This window comes from Ideonella sp. BN130291 (assembly GCF_036231905.1).
GTDB lineage: Bacteria > Pseudomonadota > Gammaproteobacteria > Burkholderiales > Burkholderiaceae_C > CAMLIZ01.
The window spans coordinates 11960-32743 of record NZ_JAZARE010000011.1; the positions used below are offsets into that span (position 1 = coordinate 11960).

Annotated in this window: 20 protein-coding genes and 1 pseudogene; 4 read left to right on the forward strand and 17 right to left on the reverse strand. The window is 70.1% G+C overall.

Features of this window, described 5'->3' with window-relative positions:
* Position 1: 1 nt before the first annotated feature.
* Positions 2-730 carry a carbonic anhydrase gene (locus tag VPH43_RS21555; protein ID WP_328579822.1) on the forward strand — a complete coding sequence of 243 codons (729 nt, stop codon included), beginning with the start codon at positions 2-4 and terminating at the stop codon, positions 728-730.
* 51 nt (positions 731-781) lie between these two features.
* Here the strand turns inward: VPH43_RS21555 and VPH43_RS21560 are convergent, their stop codons facing one another.
* The 6 genes from VPH43_RS21560 to VPH43_RS21585 are packed head-to-tail and all read right to left on the reverse strand — an operon-like array spanning position 782 to position 4856.
* Complete coding sequence (locus VPH43_RS21560; RefSeq protein ID WP_328579823.1) at positions 782-1249, reverse strand: RidA family protein; 468 nt, start codon at positions 1247-1249, stop codon at positions 782-784.
* On the reverse strand, positions 1246-1689 hold the full coding sequence (locus VPH43_RS21565) for a ribonucleotide reductase subunit alpha (RefSeq protein ID WP_328579824.1): 444 nt from the start codon (positions 1687-1689) through the stop codon (positions 1246-1248). The genes VPH43_RS21560 and VPH43_RS21565 overlap by 4 nt, the downstream gene beginning before the upstream one ends.
* Positions 1690-1733: 44 nt before the next feature.
* A complete protein-coding gene (locus VPH43_RS21570; RefSeq protein ID WP_328579825.1) occupies positions 1734-2927 on the reverse strand; it encodes an NnrS family protein in 1194 nt (397 codons plus the stop codon).
* Positions 2928-2944: 17 nt separating this feature from the next.
* Positions 2945-4057: a hypothetical protein gene (locus VPH43_RS21575; protein ID WP_328579826.1), complete on the reverse strand. Its 1113-nt coding sequence runs from the start codon at positions 4055-4057 to the stop codon at positions 2945-2947.
* Positions 4054-4410, reverse strand: coding sequence for a metal-sulfur cluster assembly factor (locus VPH43_RS21580; protein WP_328579827.1), 357 nt, complete (start codon positions 4408-4410; stop codon positions 4054-4056). Before VPH43_RS21580 ends, VPH43_RS21575 begins: the two co-directional genes overlap by 4 nt.
* Complete coding sequence (locus VPH43_RS21585) at positions 4407-4856, reverse strand: Rrf2 family transcriptional regulator (protein ID WP_328579828.1); 450 nt, start codon at positions 4854-4856, stop codon at positions 4407-4409. Before VPH43_RS21585 ends, VPH43_RS21580 begins: the two co-directional genes overlap by 4 nt.
* A 136-nt stretch (positions 4857-4992) precedes the next feature.
* Here VPH43_RS21585 and VPH43_RS21590 point away from each other — a divergent pair.
* A pseudogene (locus VPH43_RS21590) lies at positions 4993-5721 on the forward strand (YoaK family protein); the annotation flags it as partial.
* Positions 5722-5770: 49 nt separating this feature from the next.
* Here VPH43_RS21590 and VPH43_RS21595 read toward each other — a convergent pair.
* A complete protein-coding gene (locus tag VPH43_RS21595; RefSeq protein ID WP_328579829.1) occupies positions 5771-6256 on the reverse strand; it encodes a hypothetical protein in 486 nt (161 codons plus the stop codon).
* 199 nt (positions 6257-6455) lie between these two features.
* On the opposite strand from VPH43_RS21595, the gene VPH43_RS21600 reads away from it, so the two are divergent.
* The gene (locus VPH43_RS21600; protein WP_328579830.1) at positions 6456-7253 is read left to right on the forward strand and encodes a Crp/Fnr family transcriptional regulator; all 798 of its coding nucleotides are present in this window, start codon (positions 6456-6458) and stop codon (positions 7251-7253) included.
* On the opposite strand, the gene VPH43_RS21605 is transcribed toward VPH43_RS21600, so the two are convergent.
* On the reverse strand, positions 7201-9342 hold the full coding sequence (locus VPH43_RS21605; RefSeq protein ID WP_328579831.1) for a PAS domain S-box protein: 2142 nt from the start codon (positions 9340-9342) through the stop codon (positions 7201-7203). The two genes, VPH43_RS21600 and VPH43_RS21605, sit on opposite strands and share 53 nt — an antisense overlap.
* Before the next feature lie 11 nt (positions 9343-9353).
* The gene (locus VPH43_RS21610; RefSeq protein ID WP_328579832.1) at positions 9354-10106 is read right to left on the reverse strand and encodes a response regulator transcription factor; all 753 of its coding nucleotides are present in this window, start codon (positions 10104-10106) and stop codon (positions 9354-9356) included.
* A gap of 137 nt (positions 10107-10243) precedes the next feature.
* Here VPH43_RS21610 and VPH43_RS21615 point away from each other — a divergent pair, with 137 nt between their 5' ends.
* Positions 10244-10666, forward strand: a complete 423-nt coding sequence (locus VPH43_RS21615; RefSeq protein WP_328579833.1) for a universal stress protein — start codon at positions 10244-10246, stop codon at positions 10664-10666.
* A 46-nt stretch (positions 10667-10712) separates the two neighbouring features.
* Here VPH43_RS21615 and VPH43_RS21620 read toward each other — a convergent pair whose 3' ends face one another.
* The 8 genes from VPH43_RS21620 to VPH43_RS21655 all read right to left on the reverse strand — a co-directional run bounded on the left by VPH43_RS21620 (position 10713) and on the right by VPH43_RS21655 (position 20773).
* A complete protein-coding gene (locus VPH43_RS21620; protein WP_442909327.1) occupies positions 10713-13403 on the reverse strand; it encodes a bifunctional acetate--CoA ligase family protein/GNAT family N-acetyltransferase in 2691 nt (896 codons plus the stop codon).
* Between the two features lie 46 nt (positions 13404-13449).
* The gene (locus tag VPH43_RS21625) at positions 13450-14277 is read right to left on the reverse strand and encodes a universal stress protein (RefSeq protein ID WP_328579835.1); all 828 of its coding nucleotides are present in this window, start codon (positions 14275-14277) and stop codon (positions 13450-13452) included.
* A gap of 136 nt (positions 14278-14413) precedes the next feature.
* Positions 14414-15775, reverse strand: coding sequence for an MATE family efflux transporter (locus tag VPH43_RS21630; protein ID WP_328579836.1), 1362 nt, complete (start codon positions 15773-15775; stop codon positions 14414-14416).
* 66 nt (positions 15776-15841) lie between these two features.
* Positions 15842-16618 (reverse strand): SDR family oxidoreductase, encoded by a 777-nt coding sequence (locus VPH43_RS21635; protein WP_328579837.1) that lies wholly within the window; start codon positions 16616-16618, stop codon positions 15842-15844.
* A 5-nt stretch (positions 16619-16623) separates the two neighbouring features.
* Positions 16624-17904, reverse strand: coding sequence for an L-fuconate dehydratase (locus VPH43_RS21640; protein ID WP_328579838.1), 1281 nt, complete (start codon positions 17902-17904; stop codon positions 16624-16626).
* Entirely contained in the window at positions 17901-18758 is an 858-nt protein-coding gene (locus VPH43_RS21645) for an ureidoglycolate lyase (RefSeq protein WP_328579839.1), read from the reverse strand. Before VPH43_RS21645 ends, VPH43_RS21640 begins: the two co-directional genes overlap by 4 nt.
* A 10-nt stretch (positions 18759-18768) precedes the next feature.
* Positions 18769-19710: an ABC transporter substrate-binding protein gene (locus VPH43_RS21650; RefSeq protein ID WP_328579840.1), complete on the reverse strand. Its 942-nt coding sequence runs from the start codon at positions 19708-19710 to the stop codon at positions 18769-18771.
* Between the two features lie 43 nt (positions 19711-19753).
* On the reverse strand, positions 19754-20773 hold the full coding sequence (locus VPH43_RS21655; protein WP_328579841.1) for an ABC transporter permease: 1020 nt from the start codon (positions 20771-20773) through the stop codon (positions 19754-19756).
* Positions 20774-20784: the final 11 nt, after the last annotated feature.

A 20784-nucleotide genomic window follows, 5' to 3' on the forward strand; every position in this document is an offset into this window, starting at 1 on the left:
CGTGAGCGAACGCGCCTGCGGCCCCGGCGCCGACGATGCGCTGCTGCAGCGCCTGAGGCGCTTTCACACCGACTACTTTCCGCGCTATCGCGAGCGCTTCCAGGACCTGGTGGCCCAGGGACAGCACCCGACCACGCTGTTCATCGGCTGCTCCGATTCCCGCCTGGTGCCCTACCTGCTCACGGGCGCCGGGCCGGGCGAACTCTTCATCGTGCGCAACGTCGGGGCCCTGGTGCCGCCGGTGGACGGGCTGCACGGCCTGCACGGCACCGCGGCGGCCATCGAGTTCGCAGTGCTCAGCCTGGACGTCCGGCACATCGTGGTCTGCGGCCACAGCCACTGCGGTGCGATGAAGGCCCTGTACGAGGAGCTGCCGGCGGAGGCCACCCACCTGCACGCCTGGCTGGACATGGCACGCGAAGCGGCGCTGCCCGTGCAAGTGGGCCCCGAAGCGCTACGCCGCACCGAGCAGCGCGCCGTGGTGCTGCAACTGGAGCGCCTGATGGCCTACCCGATGGTGCGCCGGCGAGTGGAGCAGGGCCGGCTGTTCCTGCACGGCTGGCACTACGTGATCGAGGAAGGCGAGGTGCACGTGTTCGATGTCGAAAGCGGCCGCTTCGTGCCGGCGTCGCAGGCGCAGCACAGCGGGACCGGCCCGTACCGGACGATGGAGCCCATCGACGGGGAAGGGGCGATCTTCAACGAGGTGGACCGGGCGTTCGGGGGGTAGGTCTCCCGGCCTGCATTGCAGTTCGACGGGGCGAGCGGCTCGATGGAAGGGTCAGGCCTCAGCGATCGCTGCAATGGAAACTTTCAAACCCGGTATGCGCGCAGGCAGCTTGGCGCCTTGGCGAGCCGGAGGATCAGAAGGAAACCACCTGAGCCACTCCTCATTCATTCCGGGGAAGTCGTCTTCCTCAGCAAGCACGACAGTCACGCTGACAATCTTGTCCAGGGAACTGCCTGCTTCCTCGAGGATGGCTTGTATGTTGGTCAGGCATTGTCGGGTTTGCTCTTGGATGGTTGTTCCTTTGAGAGCGCCTGTGGTGGGATCATTCGGAGCTGTTCCTGAGACGAACACCAAGCCCGCGGCTTTGACCGCCTGGCTGTACATCGGCGGCGGCTTGGCGGCATTTGGCGTGAACACGATCTGGCGAGCCATTTGAGTTCCCTTGCGTGCGTTGGTGATCGAAAGGGGAAGTCCATGAACATTCTGTTCGTCGGCATCGATATCGCCAAGCAGGTTCATGTCCCCAGCGCCAGCGTCAGCGCCTCGCCCTGCGCCCCGTAGGCCAGGAATCCATCCACGTCCCCCCGCTTCACCGCCTCCACCATCCGCTCCAGGGCGCTGTTCACCTGCGCATCGCTGGGCGGCTGACCGCGGCTGCCGCCCAGCGCGCCGACGAACACCACCTGCCAGGGCGGGCCGTAGGCGCCTGCCTCGTCGGCCAGGGTGGCGAAGCTGTCCAGCTCCTCCAGCGTCTTGTCTACGCACATCAGCGGTGTGAGGTGGCCACCTTGCCCGCGCTCGAAGCGCGCGCGTTGCGCGGGGGTGGCGTCTGGCGGCAGCTCGGCTGCCGTGAACACGAACAGCAGGCGCTGCGGCTGCGCTTCGGCGGCCGCAGCCTGCAGCAGCTGGTGGAAAGGCGTGGTGCCTGCTTCTGGAACCGTTGGGCTGTGGGTGTGCATGGTGGGGAGTCCTGGTGTGTTGATCTGGGTGGCACGCGGCCGTGTCAGCCTGGTTTGCCGTCCAGGCGGGGGCGCAGCAGCATCGGCCCGTAGCGCAGCGCATAGAGCCCGAAGCCCAGCGACCACAGCGCCGCCGATCCGGCGATGGCCGCCACATAGAGCGTGGGCGTCAGCAGGGGCAGGCCCACGCGCAGCAGGCCAGCGCCCAGCACCAGCCCGTAGGCGGCCACGTCGAAGCCGTCCGCCTTCAATGGGCGGGCGGTGTGGCCACGCGCGGTGCGGGTCATCATGCCGATCACCAGCGCGCCGATGGCACCGGCGGTGAGCGCGTGCGCGGCCACCGACGGGCTCACCCACCCTGCCAATGCCGCTGCGCGCAACGCCATGTGCAGCGGTATCCACGCGTATGCCGCGTGCAGCACCCAGACCAGCGGCGTTCGCAGCGTGCGCCAGGGCTGCCACAGCCACAGCCGCGCTGCATGGGCCGCCGCGGCGGCCACGAGCACCAGGCCGAGGGCAGCGTCGGGCAGCGGCAGCACGTCCGTGGCCACCAGCACCAGCACGCTGCCCAGGGCCACCCGCTCCAGCCACGGGTCGCGCCGCGCCTGCGCCCCAGGCACGCCGTTGTTGGTGAACATGGGCACCACGCGGCCCGCCATCACGGCCATGATGAACAGCACCAGGTCCAGCCCCAGCTGCAGGCCGGCCCAGGCAGGCAGCGTGAGGCTGCCCAGCAGCGACAGGTGAACCACCAGCGCCGCGCAGCCCATGGCCACCAGCAGCGCCACGAAGAAGTAGTTGCGCCGGTTCCGGCCCGCCTTCAGCGAGCGCCACAGTGGCCAGGCGCAGCACCACGCAAACCCGACGTTCGCAGCCGCGGCCGCCACGCCCCAGGGCGTGAGCACGAGCACGCGGGCGGCCAGCCACAACAACACCAGCGCCGCGAGCCTGGCGCCCGATGGGGTCGGTTGCCCCGACCAGTTGCGCCCCGCGGTGAAGAGAAAGCCCACCACCACCGCGAGCGTGAAGCCGAACAGCATCTCGTGCGCATGCCAGGCGGGCCCCTGGAGGTAGGCCGAGGGCAGCCACCCCAGGCTTTGCGCGCCCCACAGCGCGATGGACAGGGCTGCAAAGCCGCTGGCCAGCAGGTAGAACGGGCGAAAGCCGAGCTGCCAGAGCGCCAGGCCGCCAGGTGCCTGGCGCGGCGGCGGTTCGTCGATGGGGATGAATGTCGGCATGGGGGACATGGATCGGGTCATTGCAATGCGCCGTGACGCCGCCGCCAGACGAGGGCGGCGCCGATCACGGTGAGGAGGAACAGCACGATGGCCGCGCTGTTGAGGGCGGCACCCAGCCTGCGCAAGGCGGGATCGAAGGCGCCGCCGCCCACGCGCAGCAGCAGCGAGCCGTGCAGCGCGAGCAGCGGCAGGTAGAACGCATGGCCGAAAGCCAGCTTCACGCGGGCCACGGCGGGCAGGATCACCGGTGCATGGCCCATCACCATGCTGAACACGAACCCCAGTCCCACCGCATGCAGCGCGGTGTCGCGGGCCGCGGGCAGGCCGGCGCTGGCCGCCGCCCACGCCAGGCCGCCCATGGCAAGCCAGCCGTACCCTGCCAGCAGGCACACCGCCATGTAGCGGGCCAGGCCGCCGGCCAGCACCGTGCGGCGCGCGATGTCAAAGGCCATCAACCAGCCGGCCAGCGCGGCCAGCGCCAGCCCGAACACCACGCCGCCCAGCGCAGGCCACGACGCGCACAGCGCGCTCCCCAGCAGCAGCGCGCCCAGCAGCCACAGCAGCAGCGCCTCGGCGCCCGGGCGGCGCCGCATCAGCCGCGTCATCTCCAGCCGTTCGGCCGCGATGGTGAGCACCAGGAAGGCAAGCCACGCCGGCAGCACGGCCGCCGCGCCGGTGCCAGAGACCTGCAGCACATTGCCGCCCAGCCAGCTGAAAGCGCCCAACAGCAGCAGCCAGGTGTGCGCCGCCTGCTGGCGGCGCACGATGGCCGCGTTCACCGCCACGAATGCCAAACCGGCCAGCACGAAACTCGCGTGCGCCGCCTGCGCCTGGCCAGCCAGCAGCAGGGCGCCTCCCACCGCGCACACCAGCGGCGCCACGATCGCCGCCGGATGCTTCAGCGCGACGGCGCGCTCGATGCCGATGACCGTGCCGAGGAACGCGCAGATCATCAGCGCCGCATGCCACACGGCCGCCTGGCCGATCCAGTCGGCCTGCAGGGGCAGCACCACGCCGGCGCGCAACAGCCCGCCCAGCATGCCGGCAGCCAGGCTGGCAAGGGCGAGGGCGAGGGCGGGCCGCGCGATGCCGGTGCGCCGCGAAGGGCGCACCCCGCGCTGCCGGCTCACCAGCCCATCTGGCGCCGGCCTTGGGGCGTGATGCGCTCGGGCGTCCATGCGGGCTCCCAGCAGAGTTCGAGTTCGATGCGGTGGTCGGCCGGCACCACCGGGTCGAGGCGGTGTTCCACCTCGTCCATGATCTCGTCGGCCACCGGGCAGGCAGGCGATGTCATGGTCATCAGCACATGCACCCGCTGGTCCGCCACCGTCACCTGGTAGATCAGGCCGACGTCGACGATGCTCAGCGCCACTTCGGGGTCCATCACGCGCCGCAGGGCGCCGGTGATGGGGCGTCGCAGTGCCTCGTCGCCCAGGTAGGGGAAAGGCTGCGTGTCGGTGTCGTCAGCGGGCACGTCGCTCATGGCGCGGCCCGCCTGGGGAAGAACAGCACCTGCGCGATGTCGGCTCGGTTGCGCACCACATCGGCCAGGGTGTAGCGGTCCAGCACGGCATGAAAGGCCGCCACCGCCTCGGCCATGGCGTCGCGCAGCCGGCACACCGGGGACAGGCAGCAGTCGTCCGCATCGGCATCGAAACATTCGGCCGGGCGCAGCTGCCCCTCGGTGTCGCGCACCACCTGGCCGATCACGATGTCCTCGGCCCGCCTGCCCAGCATCAGCCCGCCGCCGCGGCCGCGCGCGCTGGCCAGCCAGCCGTTTCTGGCCAGGAAGTGCACCACCTTGGTGAGGTGATGCTCGGACACCTCGAAGGTGCCGGCGATCTCCGCGATCGTGACGCGCCGCTCCGGCCGCGCCGCCAGGAAGATCAGCACGCGCAGGCTGTAGTCGGTGAAGGTGCTCAGCTTCAAGGTGGCAGGTGGTCCGAAAGATGCATGGATCTTCCAGCTTTGAGCGCGCCGGGGACTTGATCCCGCGCAAGTCCGGCGCCTGGCTTATGCGGCCGCCCCACTGCGGCATGATCACAACCAGGAGCACTCCTCACGCATGCCGCTCAACCTGTCCCGCCGCCTCACCGGCAAGGACCGCACTGCCGAAGCCAACCGCCACCTCGGCTATGCGCTCGCCTTCGTGGCCGGTGCCACCAATGCCGGCGGCTTCCTGGCGGTGCACCAGTACACCTCGCACATGACCGGCATCGTCTCGTCCATGGCGGACAACCTGGTGCTGGGCGCTTTGGGCCCCGTGCTGGCCGGGCTGGGCGCCTTGCTGTGTTTTCTGTTCGGGGCCATGGCATCCGCGCTGCTGGTGAACTACGCGCGCCGTCGCAGGATGTCCAGCGAATACGCCTTGCCCCTGCTGGCCGAAGCGGCGCTGCTGCTGGTCTTCGGCGTGGCGGGCGGCAGGTTGCAGCACATGCAGGGGTTCTTCGTGCCCGGCACCGTGATGCTGCTGTGTTTCATCATGGGCCTGCAGAACGCGGTGATCTCCAAGATCTCACGCTCGGAGATCCGCACCACGCACGTCACCGGCACGGTCACCGACATCGGCATCGAGCTGGGCCGGCTGCTGTACTGGCGCCGCTGGCCGGCCGAAGCGGGGCAGGACGTGGCGGCCAGCCACCGCCGGCTCGCCATGCTGTGCCTGCTGGTGGCCAGCTTCTTCGTGGGCGGGGCCTCGGGCGCTGCCGGCTTCAAGGCCCTGGGCTACGCCTGCACGGTGCCGCTGGCGGTGCTGCTGGTGGCGCTGGCCTGTGCACCGGCCTGGGACGACGTCGGCAGCGCGTTCAAGGGCGGCGGCTGGCGCTGAGCCGGGATGCGCCCGCTCAAGCGATGGTGTTCATCAATGCAGCCTGCATGAGGTAAAGGCGGTCAGTGTCGTCGGCGTCCGGCGCCAGCAGGCTGGTGATCGGGTGTTCGCTGCGGCTCAGGCCGTTGCACACGGGGACGCCGGCTTCGGCTTGCAGGGCGCGGGCCTGTGCCGGGGTGAGGCGTTCGCACTCCACCATGTCGTACAGGCGCGCGAGCATGCGGGCGCTCTCGGCGCGCTCACCCTCGGCGCACAGCAACGCGTCCACGCGCAGCCGTGAAACACGCGCACCCAGCTGCGTGGCAGCCTGCTCGAACACCCGGCCGCCAGGCGAGTCGGCCTGGTCGCACAACAACGCGATGTGCTTGCCGCGCAGCAGCAGCGTCGGCGTGCCGGTCTGGGCAGCCTGCTTCAGCGTGCGCGCCGCGTTCAGCAGCGCCTGCGAGTCGGCAGCGGACAGGCGGGCGCCCGACAGCAGGCGATGGGTGAGCGTGCTTTTCATGACGGCGCCAGCTTAGGGCGGCGCGCGGCCGCTGGTTTGCGCGGCGTCAAACGGTGGAGCGCCAAGGCGTGCTGTCGCGGTGCCGATACACGCGGTTCACCGAGCGTTACCGAGCGACATGCCCGGGTCGCGCGGGGTTGACGCGCGGTTTCTAAGCTCTCCCTCATTCGATCCCCCGACTGTTCAGAGGCACCCCACCATGCTCGCCAACGCCCACCAGCCCGTCACCGCCACCTGCCCGACCGCTGCCGCCGTGCGGGCGGCCGTGGTGCCGCCTCCGCCGGCCCCGGGCGCGGCACTGCAGGACCACAGCCGCCGCATCGCCGACACGCTGCAGCTGCTGTCGGACAGCCTGCCGTTGCAGCGCCGCGTGGTGCGCTCGGGCGACACGGTGTACCAGGCCGGCGAGCGGTTCACCCATTTGTACGTGCTCAATTCGGGCTTCTTCAAGGTCGTGAACCTGTCGGCGGACGGACGCGAGCAGGTCGTGGGCCTGAAGTTCCGCGGCGACTGGCTGGGGTTCGACGGCATTGCGTCAGGCCAGTACGCGTCCGACGCGATCGCGATGGACACCGGCGAGGTGTGGGTGGTGAGCTATGACGCGCTGCTGGCGGCCTGCGCACGGCGCCCCGCGCTGATGGGGGTGCTGCATGAGGCGATGAGCCGCGAGATCGCCCGCGACCGGGATTCGCTGATGTCGGTGTGCACCTTGCCGGCCGACGCGCGGGTGGCGGACTTCCTGCGCTACTGGGCCGATTCGCTGGCCAAGCGGGGGCTGCGCACCGACCAGATCACCTTGCGCATGAGCCGCGCGGAAATCGGCAACTACCTCGGCATGACGCTGGAAACCGTGAGCCGGGCATTGTCCAAGCTGGCCAAGGGCAAGGTGATCCACTTTGCCGAGAAGGGCCGCCGGGAGATCCAGATTCCCGACGTGGGTGCGCTCAGCCGCTTTGTGCAGGGCTGCCTGGCGCCGGCGAGCCGCGCGCTGCAATGACCGGCGCGGCCACCCGCGCGATGGCCCGCCCCAGCGCTTCGCGCGTGTAGGGCTTGGGCAGCAGCTCCCAGGCGGGGGGCGATTCGCGGTCCGCGTCCAGCAGCTCGGCGGAGAAGCCGGACATCAGCAGGATGCCCAGATGGGGCAGGCGCTCCTGTGCCAGCCGGGCCAGCTCGGTGCCGCGCATGCCGGCGCCCAGCGCAATGTCGGTGAGCAGCAGGTCGAAGTCGGCCTCGGGCGTCAGCGACAGCAGCGCCTGTTCGGCGCTGGCGCAGGCCGTGACCCGGCAGCCGAACGCATCGAGGAAGGTGCGCACGACCGCACGCACTTCGCCGTCGTCTTCCACCATCAGCACCTTCAGGCCGGGCGGCACCTGCCCGGCCGCCGCGCCGGGTGCATCGGCGGCTGCGGCCGCCGCCTCCCATGGGCGGGGGATGTAGAGGGTGACCCGGGTGCCGGCGCCCAGGACACTGTCGATCGCAATCGCACCGCGCGACTGCTTCACGAAGCCGTAGACCGTGCTGAGCCCGAGCCCGGTGCCCCGGCCGGCTTCCTTGGTGGTGAAAAACGGCTCGAAGGCGCGTTCCTTCACGTCCTCCGGCATGCCGGTGCCGGTGTCGGCGATGGTGATGGCGACGAAGCGCTCGTCACGTGCGCTGGGATCATCCAACTCGCCGCGCACGCCCGCCGGCAGGCTGGCGCAGGGCTGGGCTTCGAAGCGCAGCACGCCGCCGTCCGGCATGGCGTCACGCGCGTTGATCGCGATGTTGAGCAGCGCCGATTCCAGCTGGCCCGGGTCGGCCAGGCAGGGCGGCAGGGCCTGCGACACGTCCACCTCGATGCGGATGCGCTGGTCCAGGGTGCGCCGCAACATGTCGGAAAGCGACATCAGCATCGCGCCCAGGTCCACCGGCGCCGGCTGCAGCACCTGCCGGCGTGAAAACGCGAGCAGCTTGCCCGTGAGCTCCGCGCCGCGCCTGCTGGCCCGTGCAGCCGCGGCCACCAGCTGCTGCGCGTAGGCGTCGTCCGCCACGGCGGGCAGCTCCTCCAGCACCTGCAGGTTGCCCTGGATCACGGTGAGCAGGTTGTTGAAGTCGTGCGCGATACCGCCGGTGAGCTGCCCCACGCTCTCGAGGCGCTGCGCGTGGCTGAGTGCCTCCTCGGACTGGGCACGCTGCAGGCTGGTGGCCAGCAGGCTCGACAGTGATTCGAGAAAGCGCGTCTCGTCTTCGCCGAAGCGGTTGGGCTGGAGCGACCGCACCGCCAACGCGCCGATCGTGCGTCCACGATCGCTCAGCGGCACCGCCATCGCGCTCACGAGGCCGGCGTCGAGGTAGGTCGCGGGCACCGTGAAGCGGTGCTCCTCGCGGTAGTCCGGCACGACCACCGGCCGCCCGTGGGCCAGCACGAAACCGGGCGGCGTGTCAGGCCGGTTCGGCAACCGGGCGCCGACTTCCTCTCCCTGCACCAGGCCCACGCCGCTGGCCACCCGGAATTCAAGCCGGTTCGCTTCCAGCAGGAACACCATCGCGACTTCCACCTGCAAGGCTTGCGCCGCGATCGCGGGTACCTGCTCGAGCAGCACCTGCGGGTCGCGCGCATCCACGGCCAGGCGGCCCAGCTGCGCCAGGTGCTCGCTGTAGCGGGCCCGCTGCAGCGCCTGCTTCACACGGGGGTAGGCGCTGATGTCGCGAATGGCGGCCACCACCAGCGGCCGCCCGCCGCTTTGCAGCGGGCTGAGCGCGATCTCCACCATCACCTCCGAGCCGTCGCGCCGCCTGGCCACCAGCTCCATCTGCGTGCCCATGGGCCGGGTGCGGGGCGAGCGCGCATACGCCTCCCGGTAGGCAGCGTGGCGGGGGCGGATGCTGTCGGGCACCAGCGCATCCACGTTCAGGCCGGCCATCTCTTCGGGCGTGTAGCCCAGCAGCGCGGCAGCCGACGGGTTGGCCAGCACGATGGCACCGGCCGTGTCCACCAGCAGCAGTGCGTCCGGATACGCAGTGAACAGCGAGCGGAACACGCTGCGATCGTCGATGTCCGGCGGCAACGCGGGCGGAAGCGGGCCGGAAGGCAGGCGGGTGTGCATTTGTCGATGCCTCAGAACGGGGTAACGGCCGGCACGAAGATGTAACCCGCACCCCGCACCGATTTGATGAGTTCGGGATTCTCCGCGTCGACCTCCAGCTTCTTGCGCAGCCGGCCCACCTGCACGTCGATGGTGCGGTCGAACGGCGCGGCTTCGCGCCCCCGGGTCTGCTCCAGCAGGAAATCGCGCGAGAGCACACGGCCTGGATGGCGCGCGAAGGCACACAGCAGGTCGAGTTCGCCGGTCGTGAGGCTCACCTGCTCGCCATCGGGCGCGGTGAGGCGCCGGGCCGCCATGTCGAGCTCCCAGCCTTCGAAGCGCAAGCGCTCGCGCGGCATGGCCGCCGGCGAGGCAGCCGACGCCGGCACGGTGGCAGGCGTGGCGCCTGCGTCGGCGGGCGCCAGCCGCCGCAGCACCGCCTTGATGCGGGCCAGCAGCTCGCGCAGGTCGAACGGCTTGGTCACGTAGTCGTCGGCACCCACCTCCAGCCCGACCACCTTGTCGATCGAGTCGCCACGGCCGGTGACGATGACCAGGCCGCAGCGCCAGTGCTCGCGCAACTGGCGCGCGATCACGAATCCGTCCTCGCCAGGCAGGCCCAGGTCCAGCAGCACCAGGTCAGGCGGGTCCTGCGGCATCAGGGCCATCAAGTCGCGTCCGGAATGCACCTGGGTGGTTCGGAAGCCATGGCCCTTGAGGTAGTTGGCCAGCAGCAAGGTGATGTCGACTTCATCGTCGAGCACGGCAATGTGGGTCGGTTTCACGGGTTCTGTGGGTGAGTCACAAGCGCACAGCGTAACGCTTCGGGGGAGCGCGGATGCCGCTTGACGCAGGTCAACCTGCCGGGCGCGGGGCCAACCGAGCATGGGGCACCTCGTCCACCTACCGAACGGAGCTCCCCATGAAGATTCTTCTCGCCGTCGATGGCAGCACCTACACCAGGCACATGCTCGGTTACCTGGCAGCGCACGACGAACTGCTGGGCGCGGACCGCCAGTACACCGCCTTCACCGTGGTCCCCCCGATTCCGCCGCATGCGACCTCGTTCCTGGAGCGCGAGGTGATCGACACCTACTACCGCGAGCAGGCGCAGCAGGTGCTGGCGCCGGTGCAGTCGTTCGCCAGGCAGAACGGCTGGGAAATGGACGCCCGCCATGCCGTGGGCCACGCCGGCGACGCCATCGCCAGCCTGGCAACCGAAGGCCGGTTCGACCTGATCGTGATGGGCACGCACGGGCATTCCGCGCTGGCCAACGCGGTGATGGGCTCGGTGGCGACCCGGGTGATCGCGCAAGGCAAGGTGCCGGTGCTGCTGATCCGCTGACGCGGTTGGCGCGCAGTGCCGCCAGCGCGCGAGCGCTCGAACGGCGTCAGCAGGCCCGGGTTGCCGGCTGCTGCAGGGGCGCCAGCGCCTTGACCAGGCGCACCACTTCGCGGTCGTGCGGATCCGCCGGGTCCTCAGTGAAGCCCAGGTGGCGGGCCAGCTGCAGCATGGCGCTGTTTTCACGCAGGACCCAGCCCACCAGCCGCGGCGTTCCCCGCGATCGCGCATGCTCGATCAGCTGCTCCAGCAGCATGCTGCCCAGGCCCCGTCCTTTCAGGTCGCTGCGCACGATGACCGCAAATTCGGCTTCGGTGTTGTCGGGGTCGCGCACCGTGCGGCCGACGCCCAGCGTTTCCGGCGCGCCCTGTGCGTCGGCGCCGACCGCGATGAAGGCCATCTCGCGCTCGTAGTCCACCTGCGTCAGCCGGGCGAGCTCGCTGCGGGGCAGCTCGCGCCGCGTCTGGAAGATGCGCATGCGGATGTCTTCAGGGCTCAGCTGCTGCAGGAAGCGGCGGTGCTGCTCCTCGTCCTCCGGGCGGATGGGACGCAGCACGATCTCGCGCCCGTGCCATTGCACTCGGCGCACCCACTCGGTGGGGTAGGGCCGGATCGCAAACCGGTCCGCACCGGCCACCGGCTGGGCCGACAGCCGCACCCGCGCGTCCAGCGCCAGGACACCGTGCTCGTCCACCCACAAGGGGTTGATGTCCAGCTCCGCCAGGTGCGGCAGGTCGGCGAGCATCTGCGACACCGCGATCAGCACGTCATGCAGTGCATCGGCGTGCGCAGGCGGACGGTCGCGGTAGCCGGCCAGCAGGCGCGACACCCGGGTGCGCGACACGAGCTCGCGCGCCAGACTTCGGTTCAGCGGCGGCAGGGCGATGGCGCTGTCGGCCAGCACCTCCACCGCGGTGCCGCCCTGGCCGAACAGGATGACCGGGCCGAACAGCGCGTCGATGCTGGCGCCGACGATGGTTTCGTGCGCATGCGGCCGCCGGGCCATGGTCTGCACGCTGAAGCCGGTGACCCGGGCACCTGGGCGCGCGCGCTGCACCGACTGCAGCATGTCGGCGGCCGCCTGCTGCACCGCCTGGGCATCGGGCAGGTCGAGCCGCACGCCGCCCACGTCCGACTTGTGCGTGATGTCCGGCGACACGATCTTCAGCACCACCGGATAGCCGATGCTGTGTGCCGCCGCCGCGGCGGCATCCGCATCGGGGGCGACGGTGAGGGTGCGTACCACGGGCACTCCGTAGGCCGCGAGCACCGTCTTGGCTTCGGCTTCGCCCAGCCATTGCCGGCCTTCGGCCTGCGCCGCTGCCATCACGGCCAGGGCCGCGGCGCGGTCGGGCACCGGGTTCTCGCTGGCCGAGGGCGCCTCCATCAGGATCGCCTGGTTGCGCCTGAACGTCTGCAGCATGGCGAAGGCATGCACCGCGCCCTCCGGGGTGGCGTAGTTCGCGATGCCCGCGCGCTCGAAACGGGCACGCGCCTCGGCCACTGCGCCCTCGCCCAGCCAGCAGCTCATCACCCGGGCGGGTGCGGCGGCGACCAGTGGCACGCAGGCGCGGGCAATGTCGTCGCTGCGCACGATGGCGGTGGGCGAGTGCAGGAACAGCACCGCGCCGGTGGCCGGGTCGTCCAGCACGGCTTTCAGCGTGGCGGTGTAACGCTCCACCGGAGCGTCGCCGATGATGTCGATCGGGTTGGCCTTGGACCAGTTGGGCGGCAGCACCTTGTTCAGCGCCTGCAGCAGCGCAGCGGACAGGTCGGCGAGCGCCACGCCATGCAAGGCGGCGGAGTCGGCGGCCATCACGCCGGCGCCGCCGCCGTTGGTCATGATGGTGAGCACCTCGCTGAGGTTGCCCCGGAAGCGCGCCAGCGTTTCGGCGGCGATGAACAGCTGGTGCAGGGTGTCCACCCGCAACATGCCGGCACGGCGGATCGCTGCGTCGATCACCGCGTCGGCGCCGGCGAGGGCGCCGGTGTGGGAGGCGGCCGCCTGCACGCCGCGGCCTGCACGGCCGGCCTTGACCACGATCACCGGCTTGTTGCGCGCCGCCGCGCGTGCGGCCGAGATGAACTTGCGCGGCGACTGCACCGATTCGATGTAAAGCAGGATGGCGCGTGTGCGGGCATCGCTGGCCAGGTAGTCCAGCAGGTCGCCGAAGTCCACATCGCAGTGGTCGCCCAGCGACACCATGTGCGAAAAGCCGATGTTGCGGCTGCGCGCCCAGTCCAGCACCGCGGTGATGAGCGCACCCGACTGCGACACGAAAGCCAGCTCGCCGGCGGCCGCGTCGGTGTGGGCGAAGCTCGCGTTCAGGCCGATGTGAGGGCTGAGCAAACCGATGCAGTTGGGCCCCAGCAGGCGCAGCAGGTACGGCTTGGCGGCCTCCAGCATCCCTTGCTGCTGGCTGGCGCTCAAGCCCGCTGTCACCACCACCACCGCCCGTGTGCCCATCGCACCCAGCTCGGCGACGAGTCCGGGCACGGTCGCTGGCGGCGTGCACAGCACAGCCAGCTCGGGCGTGCCGGGCAGGTCGCTGGCGCGGGCGAAGACCGGCAGGCCGTCCAGCGCCGTGTGGCGTGGGTTCACGGGGTAGAGCGGCCCAGCGAAGCCACCTGCGCGGAGGTTGCGCCACACGGTGGCGCCCACGCTACCGGGGCGGTTGGATGCACCGAATACCGCAACCGACGCGGGCCGCAGCAAGTGGTCGAGATGACGGATCGTCAATCGGATTCCCCGTTCAGCAGCCAATGGCTCCGGGAGCCCGGCTCGCTCAATGTGCCATCAACACCGGCAGCGTCATGCGCTCCAGTATCGCCCGCGTCGCCCCGCCCAGCAGCCGCTCCCGCGCCGGGCTGTGGCCGTAACAGCCCATCACCAGCAGCCCGGCGCGGACCTCCTTGCTCCATTGCAGCAGGGCGCCGCCGATGTCGCCAGGCGCCTTGCCGTACCGATGAACTTGCGCGGTGATTCCGTGCAGCGCGAGGTGGGATTCGATGTCCATGCACCCGTCGAGGCGCGGCACCGTCGCTTCACCCCAATTGACAACATGCACATGCCTTGCCTGGCGAAGCAGCGGCAACGCGGCCGCGAGCGCGCGTGCCGATCCGGCAGTGGCGTTCCATGCAACAACCGCGGTCTCCGCCGGCAATGCATACCTGCCTTCGCGTGGCCACACCAGGGCGGGGCGTCCGCAGGCCGCCATGACGGCTGGCGCGAAGTCCCTCTGCAGGCCAGCCCCGGGGTCGGCTGCGTCCTGGCCGAGGACCAGCAGGTCGGTGGAGCAGGCGTACCGGGCGAAGGCAGGCGCATCCGATGCGGGCGGCAGCTCGGCCCAGCAGGCTCGGGTACGGTCGGTGAATACCGCCTCGAACAGCGAGCGCGCGCTCGCCCGGCGCTGCAGCGCCATGTCTTGCAGGGCCTGCGCATCAGCGGCCCCGGCGGTGTAGCTGTACGGCGTGTCCACCTCGCCAGGGGTGTCGCTCAGCAGGGCCGTGATGCATGCGCCATGCTGATCCGCAAGATCGCGCGCGGCCAGCAGCCTGGCGCGGCTGCGGGGCGAGGCGTCAACGTGGACGAGGAGGGATCGCAGGGCCGACATGGCAGCTTCTTCGGGAGCCCGACGATAGGGTGAGGCTTCGCTGCCGGCCTTGCGCGATGTCAAGCGGGCATGCAACGGCGCAGACGCCCGCTGCGCGGATGAAGCGGGGCGCGCGAGGGGCTCGTTCAGCGTCGCCCTAGGGGGCTGCAGAGTCCCGCGCCACCTTGCGCAACGCGAGCACAAGCCCCAGCGACACCAGCACCAGGCCGATGACCAGCCCGACCCAGAAGCCATACACCTGCATCGGCCCGGCGCCCGGCAGGCCGACGTAGCCCAGCCAGGTGCCCACGGGGATGCCGATCAGCCAGAACGCGACGACCATCAGCACCATCGGCATGAGGGTGACCTTGTAGCCGCGCAGTGCGCCCATGGCGCACACCTGCGTGGCGTCGAAGAGCTGCCAGAAGGCCGCGAACAGCAGCAGGTTGGCTGCCAGCGCGCGCACCGCCAGGTCCGTGCTGTAGACCGCGGCCACCTGGTGGCGCAGCCCGATGATGGGGCCGATGGCGGCCGCCGCGATCAGCAGGCCGAGGCCGATCCCCGTCCACGCGAGTTGGCGCGCGCGCCGCAGATCCTGCGCGCCCAGCGCCTGGCCCACGCGGATGGCCAGCGCGGAGGACAGGCCCATGGGCAGCATGAAGATCAGCGCCGAGAAGTTGAGCGCCACCTGGTGCGCCGCGATCTGCACCTCGCCGAAGCGGCCCACCAGGACGGCGATGCTGGAAAACGCCGCCACCTCCGCCAGGCCGGCGCCGCCCATGGGCAGGCCGATGCGCAGCAGCTGCTTCTGCGCCTCCCAGCGCGGCAGCGTCCAGCCATGCCAAACGTAGTGCGGCTTGTAGACCGGCGCATGGGCGGTCCACAGCGCAAGCAGCAGCGCGGCCACCCACATGCCGACGCCGGTGGCCCAGCCACAGCCCGCACCGCCCATCGCGGGCAGGCCGAAGTGCCCCTCGATCAGCACCCAGTTCAGCACCGTATTGATGGCCAGGCCAAGGAACGCCAGCACCATGATCGGCCGGGTCTCGTTGATACTGGCCGAATAGAAGGCCAGGGCCCGGTACACCAGGGCGGCCGGCATGCCCAGGCAGATGCCCCAGAGGAACAGCCCGGTGCGCCCGGCCAGCGCGGGCGCGATGCCGGCCAGCACCAGCAGCCGTGGCGTCCAGGGCAGCAGCAGCAACGGCACCACGCTCACCCACAGCGCCAGCCAGATGCCTTCACGCGCATCGCGCGCCACGGCTTGATGGTCACCCGCGCCGAAATGATGGGCGACGATGGGCGACACCGCCTGGATCACGCTCATCAGCGTGACGAACACCGGGATCCACAGCGCCACGCCCAGGCCCACCACCGCCAGCTCGCCCGCGCCTGCGTGGCCGGCCATCACCGTGTCGACCAGGCCCATCAGCACATAGGCGATCTGCGACAGGATGATGGGACCGGCCAGGCGCAGCAGTGCGCGGCTGTCGTGGAGGAAGCGGTGAAGTCTTGGCATGCGGCAGGGCGCGCAATGTAGCACCGACTGCGCGCGCGGCAGGCGCGCCGCGGCAGCGCTGCACCGTCAGGGCAGGGCGCGGTCCAGGTGGACGTAGCCGCCGTCGGGGTGCAGCCACTGACCGGTGGTGTGGGAGGAGCGGTCGGAGAGCAGGAACACCACCAGGTCGGCGATCTCCTGGTCGGTGGTCATGCGGTGCCCGAGCGGGATGCGCCCGGTGATGGCCTGCAAGGCGGCGTCGGGGTCGGGCCGCGTGCCCAGCCAGCGCCGGTACATCGGCGTCATCACCTCCGCCGGCAGCACCGCGTTGACACGCACGCCTTGCGGCGCCAGCGCCGCGGCCCACTCGCGCGTGAGCCCGAGCAGGCCCGCCTTGGCCGCCACGTAGCCGCTGGTGCCGCCCTGGCCGGTGAGCGCGGTCTTGGAGGAGATGTTGACGATGGCGCCTTGCCGCTGCACCAGCTGGTCGACGCACAGGTGCGCCATGACGTAGCAGTGCACGAGGTTGCTCTCCAGCGAAGCCATGAAGGCCGCGCGGCCAGCCTCCAGCCCCACGCCGTCGTTCACGCCGGCGTTGTTCACCAGAGCGTCGATGCGGCCGAAGGTGGACACCACTTGCGACACCGCGTCGCGGCAAGCGGCTTCGTCGGCCAGCTCCAGCCTGAAGAAGCCGAAGCGCGGGCTGTGCGCGCGCAGTTCGGCCTCGAACGCCGCGTCCAGCGGCTGCCGGTCGAAGACCACCGGCAGCGCGCCTTCCTGCGCGAGCTGGCGGCAGATGGCCGCGCCGATGCCGCTGCCGCCGCCGGTGACGATGACGACCTTGCCCTGCAGGTGCAGATCCATCGCGGCTATCCCCGATGGCTGTACTGCGCGATCGAGGCCGGCTTCATCTCGATCGAGAAGCCCGGCGCCTCGGGCGGCAGGTAGGCGGCACCGCGCACCACGCAGGGGTGGACGAAGTGCTCATGCAGGTGGTCCACGTACTCGATCACGCGACCCTCCTTGCTGCCGGCGATGCACAGGTAGTCGATCATCGACAGGTGTTGCACGTACTCGCACAGCCCCACGCCGCCGGCATGCGGGCAGACCTTGAGGCCGTGTTTGGCGGCCATCAGCATCACGGCGAGCACCTCGTTCAGCCCGCCCAGGCGGCAGGCGTCGATCTGCACCACGTCGATCGCGCCGCGCATGATCAGCTGCTTGAAGATGATGCGGTTCTGGCACATCTCGCCGGTGGCCACCTGCATGCGGCCCTTCATCGCCTCGCGGATGCGGCGATGGCCCTCAATGTCGTCCGGGCTGGTGGGCTCCTCGATGAACCACGGCTTGGCAAAGGCCAGGTGATCCAGCCACTCGATCGCCTGGTCCACCTCCCACACCTGGTTGGCGTCGATCATCAGCTGGCGCTCGGGGCCCAGCACCTCGCGCGCGATGCGCAGACGCCGGATGTCGTCGGGCAGGTCGCGGCCGACCTTGAGCTTGATGTGATTGAAGCCGGCGTCCACCGCTTCCTGCGCCAGCCGGCGCAGCTTGTCGTCGTCGTAGCCCAGCCAGCCGGCCGAGGTGGTGTAGCAGGGGTAGCCGTCGGCCAGCAGGTCGGCGCGGCGCTGGGCTTGGGTGGGCGCCTGGCGCTGCAGCAGCGTCAGGGTTTCCGCCGGCGTGATGCAGTCGGTGATGTAGCGGAAGTCGATCAGCCGCACGATCTCTTGCGGGCTCATGTCGGCCACCAGCTGCCACACCGGCTTGCCCGCGGCCTTGGCCCACAAATCCCAGGCGGCGTTCACCACCGCGCCGGTCGCCAGGTGGATCGCGCCCTTGTCCGGCCCGATCCAGCGCAGCTGGCTGTCGGAGGTGACGTGGCGCCAGAAGCGGCCCATGTCCTCGGCGATCCAGGCCAGGTCCAGCCCGACGACCAGGTGCTCCATCGCGCGGATGGCGGCGCAGCAGATCTCGTTGCCGCGGCCGATGGTGAAGGTGAGGCCGTGGCCTTCCAGCCCGGGCTGGTCGGTCTCCAGCACCACATAGGCGGCGGAGTAGTCCGGGTCGGGGTTCATCGCGTCCGAGCCGTCGAGGAACCGCGAGGTCGGAAAGCGCACGTCCTCGATGCGCAGGGATCGGATGGTGGTCATATCGCGGTGACAGTGCGCTGACGCTGCTCCCCCAGGCCCTGGATGCCCAGGCGCACCGTCTGGCCGGGCACCAGGTACTTGGGCGGCTTCTGGCCCAGGCCCACGCCGGGTGGCGTGCCGGTGGCGATCACGTCGCCGGGCTGCAGGCTCATGAAGCGGCTCAGGTAGCTCACCAGGTGGCGCACGCCGAACACCATGGTGCGGGTGCTGCCGTTCTGGTAGCGGTGGCCGTCCACCTCCAGCCACAGCTGCAGGTCCTGCGGATCGGGCACTTCGTCGGCGGTGACCAGCCAGGGGCCGATCGGGCCGAAGGTGTCGCAGCCCTTGCCCTTGTCCCACTGGCCGCCGCGCTCCAGCTGGTATTCGCGCTCGGACACGTCGTGCACCACGCAGTAGCCGGCCACGTGCTGCAACGCATCAGCCTCGTCGATGTAGCGCCCGCCGGTGCCGATCACCACGCCCAGCTCCACCTCCCAGTCGGTCTTGGTGGAGCCGCGCGGAATCTCGATGTCGTCGTCCGGCCCGCAGATCGCGCTGGTCCACTTGCCGAACACCACCGGCTCCGCCGGCACCGGCATGCCGGACTCGGCCGCATGGTCCGCGTAGTTCAGCCCGATGCAGATGAACTTGCCGACCTGGCCCACGCAGGGGCCCAGGCGCAGGCCCTGCTGCGGCGTGCCGTCCACTCGCGGCAGCGAGGCCGGGTCGATCTGGCGCAGCTTGGCCAGCGTGGCAGCGCTCAGGGCGGCGCCCGCGATGTCGGGCACCACGCCGGAGAGGTCGCGCACGCGGCCTTCGGCATCGAGCAGCCCGGGTTTTTCCTGGCCCTTGGGGCCGTAGCGCAGGAGTTTCAAGGTCAGTCCTTCAGTCGTAGAGCACCGCGGCGATCTTCGGGTCCGCGATGTTGGTCTTGTCGTACCAGAAGAAGCCGGTGTCGATGATCTTGGGCAGCTTTTCGCCCTTGAGCGCCTTCACCGCGGCTTCCACCGTCTTGTAGCCGATGCCCACCGGGTTCTGGGTGATGGAGCCGGCGATGGTGCCGTCGCGGATCGCGTCCTTCTGCTGCTTGCCGGAGTCATAGCCGATCACCACCAGCTTGCGCTTGGTCTCGCGCACGGCATTCACCACGCCGAGCACCGAGCCTTCGTTGGCGCCGAACATGCCCTTGAGCTTGGGGTAGGCCTGCAGGATGGACTTGGCGATCTCGGTGGACTTCAGGTGATCGCCACCGCCGTATTGCACGCTCACGATCTTGACGTTGGGATGGGCCGCCTTCATGCGGTCGACGAAACCGTCGCGCCGGTCCACGCCGGTGCGGCTGGTCTGGTCGTGCACCACCAGCGCCACCTCGCCGGCATTGCCGATCAGCTCCGCCATCTTGTCGGCGGCCAGCGCGGCGGCCGCCTTGTTGTCGGTGGTGGCGGTAGTGACCGGAATGTCGCTGTCCACGCCCGAGTCGAAGGCCACCACGGGGATCTTGGCGGCCTGTGCCTTCTTCAGCAGGGGAATCGCAGCCTTGCTGTCCAGCGCCGCGAAGCCGATGGCCTTGGGCTGCTTGGCCAGCGCGGCAGAGAGCATGTCGATCTGCTTGTCGACCATGGCCTCGCTCTCGGGGCCTTCGAAGCTGATCTTCACCTTGAAGTCCTTGCCGGCCTGCTCGGCGCCCGACTTCACGGCCTGCCAGAACTGGTGCTGGAAGCCCTTGGAAACCAGCGGTATGTAGGTCTCCTGCGCGAGGGCCGCGCCGGCAAAGCCGAGCGCAAGGCCGCAGGCCACGGCAAGCTGCCGCAAGCGGTTGTTCAGCATGGTGCTTGTCTCCTGTTGTTGGACATGGAAAGGTGCCGCCGCTTCAACGCTGCGCGCGCCGGCGGAGGATGTCGGTGTAGACCGCGAGGATGATGATGGCGCCGGTGACCACGGTCTGCCACTCTTGCGCCACCGACATGATGCGCAGGCCGTTGGTGAGCACACTCATGATGAAGGCGCCGATCACGGTGCCCAGCACGGTGCCGGTGCCACCCGACAGCGAGGTGCCGCCGATCACCACCGCGGCGATGGCGTCCAGCTCGTAGCCCTGGCCCAGCGCTGGCTGGGCCGAGTTCAGGCGCGATGCGATCAGCAGGCCCGCGATGCCGCAGACCATGCCGCTCACCGTGTAGACCACGATCTTCCAGAAATCGACGTTCACGCCGGACAGGCGCACCGCTTCTTCGTTGCTGCCCAGGGCAAAGGTGTAGCGGCCCAGCAAGGTGCGGTTGAGCACCACGCTGGCACCGGCCGCCAGCAGAAAGAGGATCAGCACGCCGTTGGGAATGGGCAGCGCGGGCAGCAGCTCGCCGATCAGTGAATCCTGCGAGATGGCGGTGAAGCCCGGCGTGTCGTTGAAGTAGATCGGCTTGGTCTGCGAGATGACCAGCGCCAGGCCCTTGAGCAGCATCATCATGCCCAGCGTGGCGATGAAGGGCGGGATCTTCAGCTTGGCGATCAGCACGCCGGAGGTGCCGCCGCACACCGCGCCCGAGACGAGCGCGGCGGCGATGCCCAGCGGCAGCGGCAACCCCAGGTTGGTGAGCACCACGCCGGTGATCACCGCGCAGAAGGTCATCATCGTGCCCACCGACAGGTCGATGCCGCCGCTGATGATGACGAAGGTGCAGGCCACGGCCAGCACGCCGTTGACCGCCGTGGCCTGCAGGATGCTGACCATGTTGTCCACCTGCAGGAAGCGCGGCGACGCCACGCTGAAGAACACCATCAGCGCCACCAGGCTGGCAAAGGCCAGCAGCTTCTGCCGCGTGGCGGGGCGCAGCAGGCGCGCCTTCAGCGTCGGCACGGCCGGGCCGGCGGGCAGGGCGGGGCGGTCGGTCATGGTGCGATCCA